This window comes from Streptomyces sp. NPDC035033 (assembly GCF_040636735.1).
In the GTDB taxonomy this organism is placed as follows: Bacteria; Actinomycetota; Actinomycetes; order Streptomycetales; family Streptomycetaceae; genus Streptomyces.
Genome location: NZ_JBEZUZ010000072.1, coordinates 1 through 16155, shown reverse-complemented (window position 1 = coordinate 16155; position 16155 = coordinate 1). Strand labels below are relative to the sequence as shown.

Annotated in this window: 14 protein-coding genes; 3 read left to right on the top strand and 11 right to left on the bottom strand. The window is 73.6% G+C overall.

Translation table 11 applies throughout. From position 1 onward, the window contains the following. The first annotated feature begins 148 nt into the window (after nt 1-148). The gene (locus AB0E83_RS25450) at nt 149-3127 is read left to right on the top strand and encodes an NACHT domain-containing protein (RefSeq protein ID WP_362116237.1); all 2979 of its coding nucleotides are present in this window, start codon (nt 149-151) and stop codon (nt 3125-3127) included. A 25-nt stretch (nt 3128-3152) separates the two neighbouring features. Here the strand turns inward: AB0E83_RS25450 and AB0E83_RS25445 are convergent, their stop codons facing one another. Next, nucleotides 3153-5675 (bottom strand): ATP-dependent Clp protease ATP-binding subunit, encoded by a 2523-nt coding sequence (locus AB0E83_RS25445; RefSeq protein ID WP_362116234.1) that lies wholly within the window; start codon nt 5673-5675, stop codon nt 3153-3155. A 473-nt stretch (nt 5676-6148) separates the two neighbouring features. Here AB0E83_RS25445 and AB0E83_RS25440 point away from each other — a divergent pair, with 473 nt between their 5' ends. After that, the gene (locus tag AB0E83_RS25440) at nt 6149-6745 is read left to right on the top strand and encodes an SCO3374 family protein (protein ID WP_362116231.1); all 597 of its coding nucleotides are present in this window, start codon (nt 6149-6151) and stop codon (nt 6743-6745) included. Here AB0E83_RS25440 and AB0E83_RS25435 read toward each other — a convergent pair. From AB0E83_RS25435 to AB0E83_RS25390, 10 genes are all read right to left on the bottom strand, one after another. Continuing rightward, the gene (locus AB0E83_RS25435; RefSeq protein ID WP_362116228.1) at nt 6724-7059 is read right to left on the bottom strand and encodes an Lsr2 family protein; all 336 of its coding nucleotides are present in this window, start codon (nt 7057-7059) and stop codon (nt 6724-6726) included. The two genes, AB0E83_RS25440 and AB0E83_RS25435, sit on opposite strands and share 22 nt — an antisense overlap. Before the next feature lie 154 nt (nt 7060-7213). Then, the gene (locus AB0E83_RS25430) at nt 7214-7723 is read right to left on the bottom strand and encodes an amino-acid N-acetyltransferase (RefSeq protein ID WP_362116225.1); all 510 of its coding nucleotides are present in this window, start codon (nt 7721-7723) and stop codon (nt 7214-7216) included. Between the two features lie 15 nt (nt 7724-7738). Further along, nucleotides 7739-8152, bottom strand: a complete 414-nt coding sequence (locus tag AB0E83_RS25425) for a BlaI/MecI/CopY family transcriptional regulator (RefSeq protein ID WP_362116222.1) — start codon at nt 8150-8152, stop codon at nt 7739-7741. A 108-nt stretch (nt 8153-8260) separates the two neighbouring features. Next, complete coding sequence (locus tag AB0E83_RS25420; RefSeq protein WP_362116219.1) at nt 8261-8437, bottom strand: hypothetical protein; 177 nt, start codon at nt 8435-8437, stop codon at nt 8261-8263. A gap of 14 nt (nt 8438-8451) precedes the next feature. Next, complete coding sequence (locus tag AB0E83_RS25415; protein ID WP_362116301.1) at nt 8452-9021, bottom strand: hypothetical protein; 570 nt, start codon at nt 9019-9021, stop codon at nt 8452-8454. 174 nt (nt 9022-9195) lie between these two features. Next, nucleotides 9196-10002, bottom strand: coding sequence for a type III pantothenate kinase (locus AB0E83_RS25410; RefSeq protein ID WP_362116216.1), 807 nt, complete (start codon nt 10000-10002; stop codon nt 9196-9198). Beyond that, nucleotides 10002-11012, bottom strand: a complete 1011-nt coding sequence (gene nadC / locus AB0E83_RS25405; RefSeq protein WP_362116213.1) for a carboxylating nicotinate-nucleotide diphosphorylase — start codon at nt 11010-11012, stop codon at nt 10002-10004. The genes AB0E83_RS25410 and nadC overlap by 1 nt, the downstream gene beginning before the upstream one ends. Continuing rightward, complete coding sequence (locus AB0E83_RS25400; RefSeq protein ID WP_362116210.1) at nt 11009-12700, bottom strand: L-aspartate oxidase; 1692 nt, start codon at nt 12698-12700, stop codon at nt 11009-11011. Before AB0E83_RS25400 ends, nadC begins: the two co-directional genes overlap by 4 nt. Then, the gene (gene panC, locus AB0E83_RS25395) at nt 12697-13758 is read right to left on the bottom strand and encodes a pantoate--beta-alanine ligase (RefSeq protein ID WP_362116207.1); all 1062 of its coding nucleotides are present in this window, start codon (nt 13756-13758) and stop codon (nt 12697-12699) included. Before panC ends, AB0E83_RS25400 begins: the two co-directional genes overlap by 4 nt. Further along, nucleotides 13755-14708, bottom strand: a complete 954-nt coding sequence (locus tag AB0E83_RS25390) for a DUF2520 domain-containing protein (protein ID WP_362116204.1) — start codon at nt 14706-14708, stop codon at nt 13755-13757. The genes panC and AB0E83_RS25390 overlap by 4 nt, the downstream gene beginning before the upstream one ends. Nucleotides 14709-14845: 137 nt before the next feature. Between AB0E83_RS25390 and AB0E83_RS25385 the strand changes: the two genes are divergently transcribed. Next, the gene (locus AB0E83_RS25385; protein WP_362116201.1) at nt 14846-16057 is read left to right on the top strand and encodes a beta-eliminating lyase-related protein; all 1212 of its coding nucleotides are present in this window, start codon (nt 14846-14848) and stop codon (nt 16055-16057) included. Nucleotides 16058-16155 lie beyond the last annotated feature (98 nt).

Sequence of the window (16155 nt, the reverse complement as noted above, 5' to 3'; positions counted from 1 at the left end):
CTACGATCCCGACTAGTACCCCTCGAAACCCCTGTGCGCCTTGTCACCGCGCGGCCCCCGCCGATGGGACCTGGGTCACGCGATCGCGGCCCTCCGCGGGCCGTCCCGCACTAGGCTGACCGCATCGGGGACGTACGGGGGGACAGGCATGGAACCGGCACTCATCGGCACCCGGCTCGCGTCGGCCGCCATCGGCCCGCTGCTGAGGAAACTGCTGGCCCGGGACGTCCCCGGGGCCGGCCTCACCGGCGCCGAGCGGCCCGTACGGCTCGCCTCGCTCCTCTCCTTCCGCGGCGAGAAGCGCACCCTCACCGAGAAGGACGTCCGGAAACTGGCCGCGACACTGGTCGCGCGGACCGTCGAGGGCCCCGGCGAGGCCCCCTTCCCCGCCGACGAGACCGAGGCCGTCACCGACGCGCTCGCCGCGAACCTGCTGGCCCTCGGCGACCTCGACATGGACGACGCCCAGGCCGTCCACCTCGGCCACCGCGCCCTCGCCCGGCGGCTGCGCGCCGCCGCGCCCGCCCCCGACGGCCTCTCCGCGGACGCGGTCCTCCACCTGGAGACCATCACCGAGGCGGCCTGCCGCCACATCCTGGAGTTCTTCACCCAGCGCCCCTCCTTCGTCGCCCGCACCCTCGTGGAACAGACCCGCGGCCAGGCCCGGATCTCCGCGAAGCTCGACGCGATGGCGGCGGCGCACCCCGGCCCGCTCGCCGAGGACGCCGCCTTCGAACGCCGCTACCTGGCACACCTGGCGAAGAAGCACGGCCGGCTGACGATCTACGGCCTCGACCTGCGCGACGCGGCGGCGGAGTGGCCCCTCGACGTGGCCTACCTCTCCCTGGAGGCGGCGGGCGAGGACCGCGGCCCCCACCGCGACCACCAGGAACACGCCGGCCACCGGCCGTACGCCTCCCTCCGCGCCGACCTCGCCCTCGCGGCCCACGACCGGATCCTGCTCCGGGGCCAGGCCGGCTCCGGCAAGACGACCCTCGTCCAGTGGCTGACGGTCGCCGCCTGCGCGGCGGACCCCGTGGACGGGATGGCGTACCTGTACGGTCGCGTCCCCCTCGTCCTCCCCCTGCGGACCCTCACCCGCCACGGCGAGCGGCTCCCCGACGCCGGGCGCTTCCTCTCCGCCGCCGGCTGCCCGCTCACCCCGCCCGACGGCTGGGCCGACCGCGTGCTGGCCGCCGGCCGGGGCCTGGTCCTCGTCGACGGCATCGACGAGATCCCCGAGGCCGAGCGCGGCCGGGCCCGCGAGTGGCTGCGCGGGCTGCTCGACGCGTACGGGGAGGGCAACCGCTGGCTCGTGACCTCCCGCCCCACCGCCGTACGCGACGACTGGCTGGCCCGCGACGGCTTCACCGAGCTGACCCTCGCGCCGATGTCCCCCGCCGAGGTCACCACCTTCGTCCGCCGCTGGCACCGCGCGGCGGGCCCCTCGGCGGCACCGTACGAACAGCGGCTCCTGGACTCCCTCCGCACCACGGAACACGTGGCCCAGCTGGCGACGAACCCCCTCATGTGCGGCCTGATCTGCGCCCTCCACCACGACCGCCGCGGCTACCTCCCCCGCGGCCGCAAGCCCCTCTACGACGCGGCCCTCTCCCTGCTCCTCGCCCGCCGCGACCGCGAGCGCGGCATGGGCGCGCCCTACGGCGTGGACCTGGACGAGGCGCCCCAGATCCAGCTCGTCCAGCGCCTGGCGTACTGGCTGACGCTCAACGACCGCCTCGTCATGGACCGCGCCCACGCGCGGTCCCTGGTCACCGAGGCCCTCCCGGCGATGGGCCTCACGGACCACACCCCGGACCAGGTCTTCACCCACCTCCTCCACCGCAGCGGCCTCCTCCGCGAGCCCACCGCCGACACGGTCGACTTCGTCCACCGCACCTTCCAGGACTACCTGGCGGCCAAGGCCCTGGTCGACCACTGGGACATCGGCGTCCTCGTCCGCCACGCGGCGGACGACCGCTGGGAGGACGTCATCCGCATGGCCGTCGGCCACGCCCGCCCCCGCGAGGCGGCGGAGATCCTGCGGGAACTGCTGACGGCGGCGGACGCGGCCGCCACGCGCCGCACCCGCCTGCGCCTGGTGCTGCTGGCGGCCACCGCCCTCGGACACGCGACGGAAGTCGCTCCGGAGATCCGTGCGGAGATCCTGCGGCGTACGGAGAGGATCGTCCCGCCGCGCACGCCGCACGAGGCCCGGGAACTGGCGGCGGCCGACGGCATGGCCCTCGACCTGCTGCCCGGCCCGGAGGGGCTGGACGACGAAGCGGCGGAGATGGCGGTGATCGCCGCGAGCCACATCCCGGGCGACGCGGCGATCCTGTACCTGACGCGCTTCGCCGACCACCCGTCCCTGGACGTCCGGGCCCAGCTCGTCTGGGCCTGGAAGCGCTTCGACACCCGCCCGTACGCGGAGGAGGTCATCGCCCGGCTGAACCCCGCGGACCTGCGGTACCTCGCCTCCGACGACGAGCAGGCGGACGAACTGCTCCGGCTCGGGATCGCCCCGCGCCGCCTGGAGATCGGCGAGCGGGTGGGGGACGAGCGCGTGGCGGCGCTGCTGGACCGCTGCGACCTCAAGGCGCTGATCGTCACCCGGGGCGCCGGGCACGCCTTCCCCGCCGCCCTGAGCCGGCAGGAGAACCTCGAAACGCTCTCCCTCCTCCTGCCGGACGGCCTGACGTGGAAGCTGGCCGATCTGCCGGCGGCGCCCCTGCGCGAGCTGTACTTCAGCTTCCTCCCCGACGACGACCTCGCCGGACTCCGCCGCTACCCGGACCTGCGCCACCTCTCGGTGTGGTGGCCGACCCCCCGGTACGAGGAGTACTGGCGGGCACTGGCCGGCCTGGGCCGCCTGGAGTCCCTGGCCGTGGAGCCGGACGTCATCGCCACCTGCCCGGAAGGGCTCGCCCTGCCCTCGGTGACGACCCTCCACCTCGGCTCGGTCCACGCCGGAACCCCCCTGGCCCGGGTCTTTCCCGGCCTGCGGGAGGTGGTCGCCCTCCACGTGCCGCTGGCAGGCGCCGAGCACCTCCCCCCGCACGTCGAGGTCCTGGGGCGCTGGAAAGGGGCGGTCCCGGAACCTGATGGTTCCGGGACCGCCCCTTAAGACCGCTCCACGCTCAGCGCGTGCGTCACGCGTCCTTCGAGAGGTTCGGGCCGCCCGACTCGCCCGCCGCGACCGGAGGCGCGTCCGGGAGGGCCGACTTCTCCTCGCCGCGGAAGGTGAACTTGCGCTCCTCGCCCTCGCCCTCCGTGTCCACGACCACGATGTGGCCGGGGCGGAGGTCGCCGAAGAGGATCTTCTCGGAGAGGGTGTCCTCGATCTCGCGCTGGATCGTCCGGCGGAGCGGGCGCGCGCCCAGGACCGGGTCGTAGCCCTTCTTCGCCAGGAGCTCCTTCGCGGTCTGGGAGAGCTCGATGCCCATGTCCCGGTCCTTGAGGCGCTCGTCCACGCGGCCGATCATCAGGTCGACGATCTGGAGGATGTCGTCCTGGGTCAGCTGCGGGAAGACGATGATGTCGTCCACGCGGTTGAGGAACTCGGGGCGGAAGTGCTGCTTCAGCTCCTCGCTGACCTTCGCCTTCATCCGCTCGTAGTTGGACTTCGTGTCGCCCTGGGCGGCGAAGCCCAGGTTGAAGCCCTTCGAGATGTCCCTGGTCCCGAGGTTGGTCGTCATGATGATGACCGTGTTCTTGAAGTCCACGACCCGGCCCTGGGAGTCGGTCAGGCGACCGTCCTCCAGGATCTGGAGCAGGGAATTGAAGATATCGGGGTGGGCCTTCTCGACCTCGTCGAAGAGGACGACGGAGAACGGCTTGCGGCGCACCTTCTCGGTGAGCTGGCCGCCCTCTTCGTAGCCGACGTATCCGGGCGGCGAACCGAAGAGACGGGAAACCGTGTGCTTCTCGCTGAACTCCGACATGTCGAGGGAGATCATCGCGTCCTCGTCGCCGAAGAGGAATTCGGCGAGCGCCTTGGACAGCTCGGTCTTACCGACACCGGACGGACCGGCGAAGATGAACGAGCCACCGGGACGCTTCGGGTCCTTCAGGCCGGCGCGCGTGCGGCGGATCGCCCGCGAGAGGCCGATGACGGCGTCCTTCTGGCCGATGACGCGCTTGTGGAGCTCGTCCTCCATGCGGAGCAGACGCGAGGACTCCTCCTCGGTCAGCTTGAAGACCGGGATGCCGGTGGCGGTCGCGAGGACCTCGGCGATCAGCTCGCCGTCGACCTCGGCGACGACGTCCATGTCGCCGGCCTTCCACTCCTTCTCCCGCTTGGCCTTCGCGGCGAGGAGCTGCTTCTCCTTGTCGCGCAGGGACGCGGCCTTCTCGAAGTCCTGCGAGTCGATCGCGGACTCCTTGTCGCGGCGGACGCCGGCGATCTTCTCGTCGAACTCGCGGAGGTCCGGCGGCGCGGTCATCCGGCGGATGCGCATCCGGGAGCCGGCCTCGTCGATCAGGTCGATCGCCTTGTCCGGGAGGAAGCGGTCCGAGATGTACCGGTCGGCCAGGGTCGCGGCCTGGACGAGGGCCTCGTCGGTGATGGAGACGCGGTGGTGCGCCTCGTACCGGTCGCGCAGACCCTTGAGGATCTCGATGGTGTGCGGCAGCGACGGCTCGGCGACCTGGATGGGCTGGAAGCGGCGCTCCAGGGCGGCGTCCTTCTCCAGGTACTTGCGGTACTCGTCGAGCGTGGTGGCACCGATGGTCTGGAGCTCGCCGCGGGCCAGCATCGGCTTGAGGATGCTGGCGGCGTCGATCGCGCCCTCGGCGGCGCCCGCACCCACCAGGGTGTGGAGCTCGTCGATGAACAGGATGATGTCGCCGCGGGTGCGGATCTCCTTGAGGACCTTCTTCAGGCGCTCCTCGAAGTCACCGCGGTAGCGGGAGCCGGCGACCAGCGCGCCGAGGTCCAGGGTGTAGAGGTGCTTGTCCTTGAGGGTCTCGGGCACCTCGCCCTTGACGATGGCCTGCGCCAGGCCCTCGACGACGGCGGTCTTGCCGACGCCGGGCTCGCCGATGAGGACCGGGTTGTTCTTGGTGCGGCGGGACAGCACCTGCATGACCCGCTCGATCTCCTTCTCGCGCCCGATGACCGGGTCGAGCTTGGACTCGCGGGCCGCCTGGGTGAGGTTGCGGCCGAACTGGTCGAGGACCAGGGACGTCGAGGGGGTGCCCTCGGCAGGGCCGCCGGCGGTGGCGGCTTCCTTGCCCTGGTAGCCGGAGAGCAGCTGGATCACCTGCTGCCGGACCCGGTTGAGATCGGCGCCCAGCTTCACGAGGACCTGGGCGGCGACGCCCTCGCCCTCGCGGATCAGGCCGAGCAGGATGTGCTCCGTGCCGATGTAGTTGTGGCCGAGCTGGAGGGCCTCGCGGAGCGACAGCTCCAGGACCTTCTTGGCACGCGGGGTGAAGGGGATGTGCCCGGACGGGGCCTGCTGCCCCTGTCCGATGATCTCCTCAACCTGCTGGCGGACCGCCTCGAGCGAAATCCCGAGGCTCTCCAGGGCCTTAGCGGCGACACCCTCACCCTCGTGGATAAGGCCCAGAAGGATGTGCTCGGTGCCGATGTAGTTGTGGTTGAGCATCCGGGCTTCTTCCTGAGCCAGGACGACAACCCGCCGCGCGCGGTCGGTGAACCTCTCGAACATCGTTAATCGCTCCTCAGAGCGGTCAGTCAGTTAGGGGTCGATCCCCTCCCTGTCCTTCCGCAGCTTAGTCCCGCAAGCGGGGACCGCTCATTCCAACTGCCGACATCCGTCCGGATCACCCCCTTGTCCGTGGGGTGGCCCGCTGCCGAACAGCCGACAAATGCTCCAACTCGATGGTGCGAGACGATGTTCCCGCAGGCCAAGCGGTTACCCCCGCCTTGAGTACGCCGATGGCGAACGTGAGACGGCTCGGGCCGGCGAGTCACCCCTCTCCACTAGGAATGTCTTACCCGTAGGGTCCGACACTCCATGCGGCGCACCCGGGGTCCCTCCGCTACCAGCGAACAACATTGCGGCGTCGAATGCACTCGTACACCCCATTCCCGGACACCTCGGGTCCCCGGACCGGAACGTTACGTCACCGGTCGCGCCCGGGGCCGTAACCTCCTCCGCCCCGCGGGAGTTCCCCGGGCATGCCCTTCACCGTCCCGCTCCCCCGGTCGCCGATCGACGGCGGCGGGGAGCTCGCGCTCTGGTACGAGCGGGAGCTCGGCTGGGCGACGGTGCCGGGCCCGCCGGTGCAGCTGGTGACGGGGCTCCGCTTCGACGTGCTGGAGCTGCCCGCGGAGGCCGGCCGGAGGGTGCTGCGCCGGGTGGGCGCGGCGACGGGGCCGGTGGCCCTGATGGGGCGCCGCATGCGGCTCCTGGTGGCCGCGGGGAGCGCGGAGGAGCTCCCCGGCCTGCTGGAGTGGCTGGAGTGGGGCGGGATCTCACTGGATCTCGCGGTGCTGGGCGCCGACGGCCGGATGACCGCTCCCCTGCCTCCGGGCCGGGACGGATCCGGCGCGCCGGGCGCCGCCGTGTGGCTGCGGGCCCCCGAGCCGGGGCGCGAGGTGGAGGCCTCGCTGCCGGCTCCGCGGTCCGGGCCGTGGGGCCGTGCGGGGGCCCCGTGTCTGACGCGTCTGGTGGCCGCGGCCGCGGTGGAGTGCCATCGGCTGCGACTGCTGAGCGCGGGTGCCGGCGGGCCGGCGGCTCAGCGGGGGACGCCTCAGCGGTTCGCGTCCTCGTAGGCCGCCTTCACGTGCGCGGGGACGCGGCCGCGGTCGTTGACCTCGTAGCCGTTCTCCTTGGCCCAGGCGCGGATCTTCGCCGTGTCCGGGCTGCCGGCGGCGGCGACACGGCCCTTTCCGCGGCCCGTGGTGGTGCGGCCGCCGGTGCGGCGCCCGTTCGTGGTGTACGGCTCGAGCAGGCCACGGAGCTTTTCCGCGTTGGCGGTGGTGAGGTCGATCTCGTAGGTCTTGCCGTCCAGCGCGAACGTCACGGTCTCGTCCGCTTCGACGCCGTCGAGGTCGTCGACAAGAAGGACCTGAACCTTCTGTGCCACCGGATTTCCTTTCATCGAAAATGCAGTACGCGGAAAGGAAACCGCTTTTCCCTGAAAAACACAAACCCCTGGCAGAGGTTCGGAAGCCCGGCAACGCGGGAAACGTGCGCGATTCGGACATAGGGTTCCGCCCGGGTTCCCCCCGGGCTTCCGGTCAGAGGTGCAGAAGCATCCGGCTGTTGCCCAAGGTGTTCGGCTTCACTCGTTCGAGACCGAGGAACTCGGCGACGCCCTCGTCATAGGAACGGAGGAGCTCGCTGTAGACATCTCCGTCGACCGGGGTCTCGCCGATCTCGACGAAGCCGTGCTTCGCGAAGAAGTCCACTTCGAAGGTGAGACAGAAAACCCGGCGGACGCCGAGCCAGCGGGCGGTCTCCAACAACTTGGTGAGCAGCCGATGACCGACGCCGGCGCCCTTGAACTCGGGATCGACGGCGAGTGTGCGGACTTCCGCGAGGTCTTCCCACATGACGTGCAGGGCGCCGACTCCGACGACCTCGGCGTCCTCGTCGCGTTCCGCGACCCAGAACTCCTGGATGTCCTCGTAAAGGGTCACCGTGGCCTTGTCGAGGAGGATGCCGCGGCGCGCGTAGGGGTCGACCAGGCGCCGGACGGCGGCGACGTCGGAGGTGCGGGCGCGGCGTACGGTGACGGCTTTCGACATGGGGGGACGGTACCGCTAGGAGGCCGCCGGTTCTTCTCCGCCCTCCTCCGGCGCGGGGGGAAGCGGGTTGTCGCGCTGGACGATCCGGATGGCGTCGTTCAGGGACTCGCGCTGTTCCGGGGACATCATCCCGAAGAAGGCGACCAGGGCGGCCGCCGGGTTGTCGCTCTGCGCCCAGGCTTCGTTCATCAGTGCGGCCGAGTAGGCGGCGCGGGTGGAGACCGCCGTATATCGATAGGCGCGGCCTTCGACTTCCCTGCGCACCCAGCCCTTCTGATGGAGATTGTCGAGGACGGTCATGACGGTGGTGTAGGCGATGGAGCGTTCCTGCTGGAGGTCTTCCAGGACTTCCCGGACGGTCACCGGGCGGTTCCATTGCCAGATGCGCGTCATGACGGCGTCTTCGAGTTCTCCCAAGGGACGGGGCACGGCTTCACCCTAGTGGGAGAAGCGGGAGATAAGGGCCATTGAGGGACCGAACTCGACAAAAAGGGCGCACGACCGTGACGGTCGTGCGCCCTTCGGGTGCCGGGGGTCCTACGAGGAGGAGCCGTCCGCCTGGCGGGTGGCCTCCGCGCGGGCGAGGGCCTCGTCGACCGCCGCGTCCTCCTTGGCCTTGTTGGGGCCGCCCTGCGTCTTGACGATCACGACGATCAGGGCGATGAAGAACGCAGCCATCACGACGGGGGGCAAAAGCGCGGATACGTAGTCCATGGCGACCAGGGTAGCTAGCCCGCGGCCCGCTCCTCGGGCGGGGGCGGGGGTACGGGGCGGCGGCGCGGCGGGAAGACCTCGGAGGGTTTGGGCACCGGGCGCTCGGCCGGCGCGGGGGTCGACGGCTTGGGGCGGGGCTCCCCGGCCGCGCGGCCGCCGGGCAGGGCGAGCAGCCGGGCCCGGGAGGCGGCCGCCGGGGCGGCGGTGCCGGAGACCCGGGCGAGGCGGGCGCGCACGGAACGCTCGGCGAGGGCCTGGCAGCGGGCGAGCAGCCGGGCGGCGGCGGGGTTGCCGCGCAGGGCCCGCAGGGCGGCGAGGTCGTCGGCGCCGGGGTCGTAGCCGTCGGCCAGGGCGCCCTCCAGGAGCTCCAGGTAGCCGCCGAGCGAGCCGGGGAGGGCCTCGCGGTAGCGGGCCAGGTCGTCGAGGAGGAAGGCGCGCAGCCGGCCGGCCTCGCGCACGGCCTCGTCCACGGAATCGGCCAGGCGGAGGGCGTCGCGGACGTCCTCCTCCGGGAGGGGGGCGGGGTGGAGGGCGTTGGCGAGGGCACGGCGGAGCACACGCAGCTCGTCCGCGCTGAACGCCATGCCGCCGCGGGTTCCGTATGGCGTGGGCATGGGCCGACGATACGCGCTAATCGGACAATTTTCGCTTAGCGATCATCCGGCGCGTCGGCCTCCGGCCCCCCTCACCTGCGGATTCCCGCCCCCGAGATCACGTACGACGGATGATCACGATCGGTCGCACGTGATCATCCGCGGTCACATGCGGGAGACGTTCCGCTCGTACACCAGCCGCAGCCCGATCAGGGTCAGCCAGGGCTCGTGCTCGTCGATCTCCTTCGCGTCCCCGAGGACCACCGGCGCCAGCCCGCCCGTCGCGATCACCGTGACGTCCGAGGGGTCGCCGTCCGGCCCGACCAGCTCCCGCTTCATCCGCGCGACCACGCCGTCGACCTGGCCCGCGTAACCGAAGACGACGCCCGACTGCATCGCCTCCACCGTGTTCTTCCCGATCACGCTGCGCGGCCGGACCAGCTCGACCTTGCGGAGCATCGCGCCCTTCACGCCGAGCGCCTCGACCGAGATCTCGATCCCCGGGGCGATCGCGCCGCCCGCGTACTCGCCGCGCGCGGTGACCGCCTCGAAGGTCGTCGCGGTGCCGAAGTCGACCACGATCGCGGGGCCGCCGTAGAGCTCCACCGCCGCGACCGCGTTGACCACGCGGTCCGCGCCGACCTCCTTCGGGTTGTCCGTGAGGATGGGCACGCCCGTCTTCACGCCGGGTCCCACGAGGACCGCCGGCACGTCCCCGTAGTAGCGCCGGGTCACCTCGCGCAGCTCGTGCAGCACCGAGGGGACCGTCGCGCAGATCGCGATCCCCTCGATGCCGTCGCTCAGCTCGGCGCCGAGCAGGGGGTGCATGCCCATCAGGCCCTGGAGCAGGACCGCCATCTCGTCGGCGGTCCTGCTGGGATCCGTGGAGACCCGCCAGTGCTCGACGATCTCCTCGCCGTCGAAGAGCCCGAGGACCGTGTGCGTGTTGCCGACGTTGATGGTGAGCAGCATCAGCCGCGCACCTCGCGCAGGTCCAGGCCGATGTCGAGGATCGGGGAGGAGTGCGTGAGGCCGCCGACCGCCAGGTAGTCCACGCCGGTCGCCGCGTACGCCGCCGCGTTCTCCAGGGTCAGCCGGCCGGAGGACTCCAGGACCGCGCGGCCGGCGACCAGGGCCACGGCCTCCTCGGTCTCGTCCGGGGTGAAGTTGTCCAGCAGGATCAGGTCGGCGCCCGCGTCCAGCACCTCGCGGACCTGGTGCAGGGTGTCGACCTCGACCTCGATCGGCACCTCCGGGAACGCCTCCCGGACCGCCTGGAACGCCTCGGCGACACCGCCGGCCGCCACCACGTGGTTGTCCTTCACCAGCGCCGCGTCCGAGAGCGACATCCGGTGGTTGACGCCGCCGCCGCAGCGGACCGCGTACTTCTCCAGGGCGCGCAGGCCCGGCGTCGTCTTGCGGGTGTCGCGGACCTTGGCCTTCGTGCCCTCCAGGGCGTCCGCCCACGCGCGCGTGGCGGTGGCGATGCCGGAGAGCCGGCACAGGATGTTCAGCGCGCTGCGCTCGCCGGTGAGCAGGTCACGGGTCCGGGCGGTGACGCTGAGCAGCAGGTCGCCGGGCTCGACGCGCTCGCCGTCCTCGCGGTGCCGCTCGACCTCGAACTCGTCGGTGCAGACGATCGACAGGACCGCCTCGGCCACCCGCAGTCCGGCGACCGTGCCGGCCTCCCGGGCCACGAAGTCGGCGGTCGCGACGGCGTCCTCGGGGACGGTCGCCACGGTCGTCACGTCCACCCCGCCGTCGAGGTCCTCGGCGATCGCCAGGTGGGCGATGTCCTCGACCTGGACGGGGTCGAGGCCGGCGTCGGCGAGGAGCTGGGCGAGCGCGGGGTCGAGCCCGCACTCGTACTCCTCGCCGCAGCCGCAGCCGTCGCCGCAGCCGCCGTCGGCCTCCCCGGAGGCGCTGATCTGGATGAGAGGGACGTCCACGGGCTCGGGACGGGCTTCCTCGGGCGTGCTCACGGCTGCTGCTCCCTGGGGGCTTCGGGGGTTACGGGCGGAAAGTCCGCGGTCTCGGTGGTGCGCACCACCGGCCTGCGGTCGGGCGTGAGGCGGACGACCAGGTGGCGCCGCCACCGCTCGTCGTCCCGGTCCGGGCGGTCCTCGCGCCAGTGGCAGCCGCGGGTCTCCTCGCGCGCCAGGGCGGCCGCGGCCAGGACCCGGGCCACGCAGAGCAGGTTGGTGGTCTCCCAGGCGTCGACGCCCGGCACGGCGGCCTTGCGCTCCTCCTCGGCACCCTCCCGGAGCGCTTCGAGGGCGTCGGCGGCGGCCGTCAGGCTCGCGGCCGACCGCAGCACGCCCGCGTACCGGGTCATGATCCGCTGGATCTCCCGGCGGGCCTCGGGCGGGAGCAGCGCCAGGACCGTCGGCTCGGCCTCCGTCCGGGGCGCGCCCTCGCGGTGCGGGCCGTGCTCGGCGAGGTCCGCGGCGATCCGCTCGGCGAAGACCAGGCCCTCCAGGAGCGAGTTCGAGGCCAGCCGGTTGGCGCCGTGCACGCCGGTGCAGGCGACCTCGCCGCACGCGTACAGGCCGGGGACGGTGGTGCGGCCGCGCAGGTCGGTGCGGACGCCGCCGGAGGCGTAGTGGGCGGCCGGGGCGACCGGGATCGGGTCGGTGACCGGGTCGATGCCGTGCGCCCGGCAGGCGGCCAGGATCGTCGGGAAGCGGTGCTCCCACATCTCGGCGCCGAAGTGCCGGGCGTCCAGGTACATGTGCTCGGCGCCCTGCTCCCCCATGCGGCGGGTGATCGCCTTGGCGACGACGTCCCGGGGCGCCAGCTCGGCCAGCTCGTGCTGTCCGAGCATGAAGCGGACGCCGTCCGCGTCCACCAGGTGGGCGCCCTCGCCGCGGACCGCCTCGGAGACCAGCGGCTGCTGGCCCTCCGCGCCGGCGCCGAGGAAGAGCACGGTCGGGTGGAACTGCACGAACTCCAGGTCGGAGACCTCGGCCCCGGCGCGCAGCGCGAGGGCGACGCCGTCGCCGGTGGAGACGGACGGGTTGGTGGTGGCGGAGAAGACCTGGCCCATGCCGCCGGTGGCGAGGACCACGGCGGGGGCGCGGACGGCGCCGACGCCGTCGTGCTGCCCCTCGCCCATGACGTGCAGGGTGACGCCCGCCGTCCGGCCCTCCTCGTCCTTGAGGAGGTCGAGGACGAGCGCGTGCTCGATGGTGCGGACCCCCTGCGCGCGGATCGCCTCGACCAGGGCCCGGGAGATCTCCGCCCCGGTGGCGTCGCCGCCCGCGTGGGCGATCCGCCGGCGGTGGTGGCCGCCCTCGCGGGTGAGGGCGATCTCGCCGTCGGCGGTGCGGTCGAAGTCGGCGCCGGTGGCCATCAGGCGGCGGACGGCGTCCGGGCCCTCGGTGACGAGGAGGCGGACGGCCGGCTCGTCGCAGAGCCCGGCGCCGGCGACGAGGGTGTCGTCGAGGTGCTGCTCCGGGGTGTCGCCCTCGCCGAGCGCGGCGGCGATGCCGCCCTGGGCCCAGCGCGTGGAGCCGTCGTCCAGGTTCGCCTTGGTGACGACGACGGTACGGAGCCCGGCGGCGCTGCAGCGCAGGGCGACCGTCAGTCCGGCGACGCCGGAACCGACCACGACGACGTCCGCGTCGATGGCCCAGCCCGGCTCGGGGGCGTGCAGCCGTATTCCGGTCACGAGGCGGCTCCCTGGGTGGCTCCGAAGGTCAGCGGGATGTTGTCGATCAGCCGGGTGGTGCCCACGCGCGCGGCGACCGCGAGGATCGCCTCGCCCCGGTGGGCGTCCCCGACCTCGGTGAAGTCGGCCGGGTCGATCAGGGCCAGGTAGTCGAGGACCAGCGGCGGCTCGGCCTTCGCGGCCTCGTCCAGGACCGCCCGGGCCGCGGCCCGCACGGCGTCGGCGCCGCCGCCCTCGGCGGCCTGCGCGACCGCGTGGGCGTCGGCGGCGGCCCGTGCCTCGCCGATCCGGGACAGCGCCTCGGCCCGGGTCTCGGCCCGCTCCTGGGCGCCGGGCAGGGCGAGCGCGCGCGCGTGCAGCGCCTCCTGGGCGGCGAGCCGGTCGCGGGCGGCGAACAGGGCCCGGGACAGGGCGAGCGCGGTGCGCCGCTCGCCGGGCGACAGGTAGCGGTTGCGGCTGGACAGGGCGAGGCCGTCGGTCTCGCGGACCGTCGGGACGCCGACGACCTCCACCGGGAAGTTGAGGTCCGTCACCATGCGGCGGATGACGGCCAGCTGCTGGGCGTCCTTCTGGCCGAAGAAGGCCAGGTCGGGCCGGGTGAGGTGGAGCAGCTTGGCGACGACGGTGAGGACGCCGTCGAAGTGGCCGGGCCGGGAGGCGCCCTCCAGGCGGTCGCCCATGGGGCCGGCGGTGATCCGGACCTGGGGCCGGCCGCCGGGGTAGACCTCGTCGACGGCCGGGGCGAAGACGGCGTCGGCGCCGGCGGCGGAGGCCAGCTCCAGATCGGCGTCGAGGGTGCGCGGGTAGCGGTCGAGGTCCTCGCCCTCCCCGAACTGGAGCGGGTTGACGAAGACGGTGACGACGACGAAGCCGCCCGCGCCGACCCGCTCGCGGGCGGCCCGGATCAGGGTGGCGTGGCCCTCGTGGAGGGCGCCCATGGTCATGACGACGGCGTTCTCGCCCGGCCGGCCGCCGAAGTGGGACCGCACGTACTCCAGGTCCTCCACGGTGGGGACCAGCTCCGCCCGCGCGGGGCTCTTCCGGTCGAACAGGCTCATCGCTCGTCTCCTCGGGGCCCGTCGGCGGGGCCGGTGGTGTCGGTGTCGGCGGCGAGGACGCCCAGCAGGTCCTGGGCCAGCTCGGGCTTGAGCAGGCCGTGCGCGAGCGCCCGGTCGGCGGTGGTGCGGGCCATCGCCAGATAGCCGGCGACGGTTCCGGGCGCGTGCTTGCGGAGCTCGGCCACGTGGGCGGCGACCGTGCCGGCGTCGCCGCGCGCGACGGGGCCGGTCAGGGCCGCGTCGCCGGACCGCAGCGCGTTGTCCAGGGCGGCGCCCAGGAGGGGGCCGAGCATCCGGTCCGGGGCGGCCACCCCGGCCGTGCGGAGCAGCTCCATCGACTGGGCCACCAGGGTGACCAGGTGGTTCGCGCCGAGGGCGAGGGCCGCGTGGTACAGCGGCCGGGCCTCCTCCGCGATCCACTCGGGCTCCCCGCCCATCTCGATGACCAGCGCCTCGGCGGCGAGCCGCAGCTCCTCCGGCGCGGTCACCCCGAAGGAGCAGCCGGCCAGCCGCTGCACGTCGACGGCGGTGCCGGTGAAGGTCATCGCCGGGTGCAGGGCCAGCGGGAGCGCGCCCGCGCGGCGGGCCGGGTCCAGGACCCGTGCCCCGTACCGCCCCGAGGTGTGGACGATCAGCTGTCCCGGCCGGACGGCGCCGGTCCCGGCGAGTCCTTCGACGAGGCCCGGCAGGGCATCGTCCGGGACGGTGAGCAGGACCAGGTCGGCGAGGGCGAGCACGCGCGCGGGCTCCACCACCGGCACCTCCGGCAGCAGCTCGGCGGCCCGGCGCCGGGAGGCGTCGGAGACGGCGGAGACGGCGACGGGGCGGTGCCCGGCGAGCCGGAGGGAGGCCGCGAGGGCGGGGCCGACGCGGCCGGCGCCGACGACTCCGACGGTGAGCCGGGCGGGCCGGTCCTCGGCCCGGGGCTCGGGCGCTGCTGGTGCGTTCACGGTGGGTGCGGCCTTCCGTTCCAGTCCTCGGCGGGTACCGGACGATTTCTGGTCATGCTACGCCAGCGTTTCGTCCCTCCCCCGGCCGCCCGAACCGTCACGGGCGCGGGTGCGGGCGGTGGTGTGATGATCTCGCCATGGACAAGGATCAGCCGCCACCGCGGACGCCCGGCGAGACGGCCGGCGGGGCCGCCGCGGAGACGCTCGACGAGGACGCGGCACGTCGGTACCGGGCCCGGGTGTGGGGCGGTGCCACCCGCTCGCTGTGGCGCCCGTCCGTGGACGGCACGGCCGGCGGCCGGCTGCGCGAGCTCCTGGCGTGGGCGGAGGAGGCGGGCCTCGCGGACGAGGCCCCCGACGTGTACGGCGACGGCCTCGTGGAGGCCCTGGAGGAGCGGGTCGCCGCCGAGCTGGGCATGCCCGCCGCCGTCTTCTTCCCCACCGGCACCATGGCCCAGCAGGTGGCGCTGCGCTGCTGGGCCGGGCGGACCGGCAGCCCGGTCGTCGCGCTCCACCCGCTCGCCCACCCCGAGCTCCACGAGGGCGGCGCCCTGGCGGCCGTGTCGGGGCTGCGGACGGTCCACCCGACCGACGCGCCCCGGCTGCCGACGGCCGAGGAGGTGCGGGACCACCCGGAGCCCTTCGGGACGCTGATGCTGGAGCTGCCGCTGCGCGACGCGGGCTTCGTGCTGCCCTCCTGGGAGGAGCTGACCGCGACGGTGGAGGCGGCCCGGGAGCGGGACGCCGTGGTCCACTTCGACGGCGCCCGGCTGTGGGAGTGCCCGACGCGTTTCGGCCGCCCGCTCGCGGAGATCGCCGGGCTCGCGGACAGCGTCTACGTGTCGTTCTACAAGTCCCTCGACGGGATGTCCGGGGCCGCGCTCGCCGGGCCCGAGGACCTGGTGGCGGAGGCCCGGGTCTGGCTGCACCGGTACGGGGGGCGGCTCTTCCAGCAGTACCCGGTGGCGCTCGCGGCCCTGCGCGGCCTGGACACCGAGCTGCCCCGGCTGCCGTCGTACGTGGCCCACGCGCGCGTGGTGGCCGCGGCGCTGCGCGAGGCGCTGGCGGCGCGGGGCGGGCCCGGCTGGTTCCGGGTGCGTCCGGAGGTGCCGCACACCCACCAGTTCCAGGTGTGGCTCCCGTACGAGCCGGACGTCCTGACCGCGGCCTCCCTCGCCCAGACCGAGCGGACCGGGGTCTGTCTCTTCCGCCGCTGGTCCGCCCCGGGCGCGGGCGGCCCGCCGGGGACCGCCGTCACCGAGGTGACGGTGGCGGCCGCGGGCCTGGAGTGGACGGCCGGGGAGGTCAGGACGGCCGTACGGGACTTCCTGGCGTGCCTCGACGGGTGAGGCGCGCCGCCAGGCGGGCCCGGAGCCCCCGCAGCACGGCCGCGTCGTGGGCGCCGGGGGTCGCCGCGGTCCTCGGCGGTGGTGCGGATGCCCTGGAG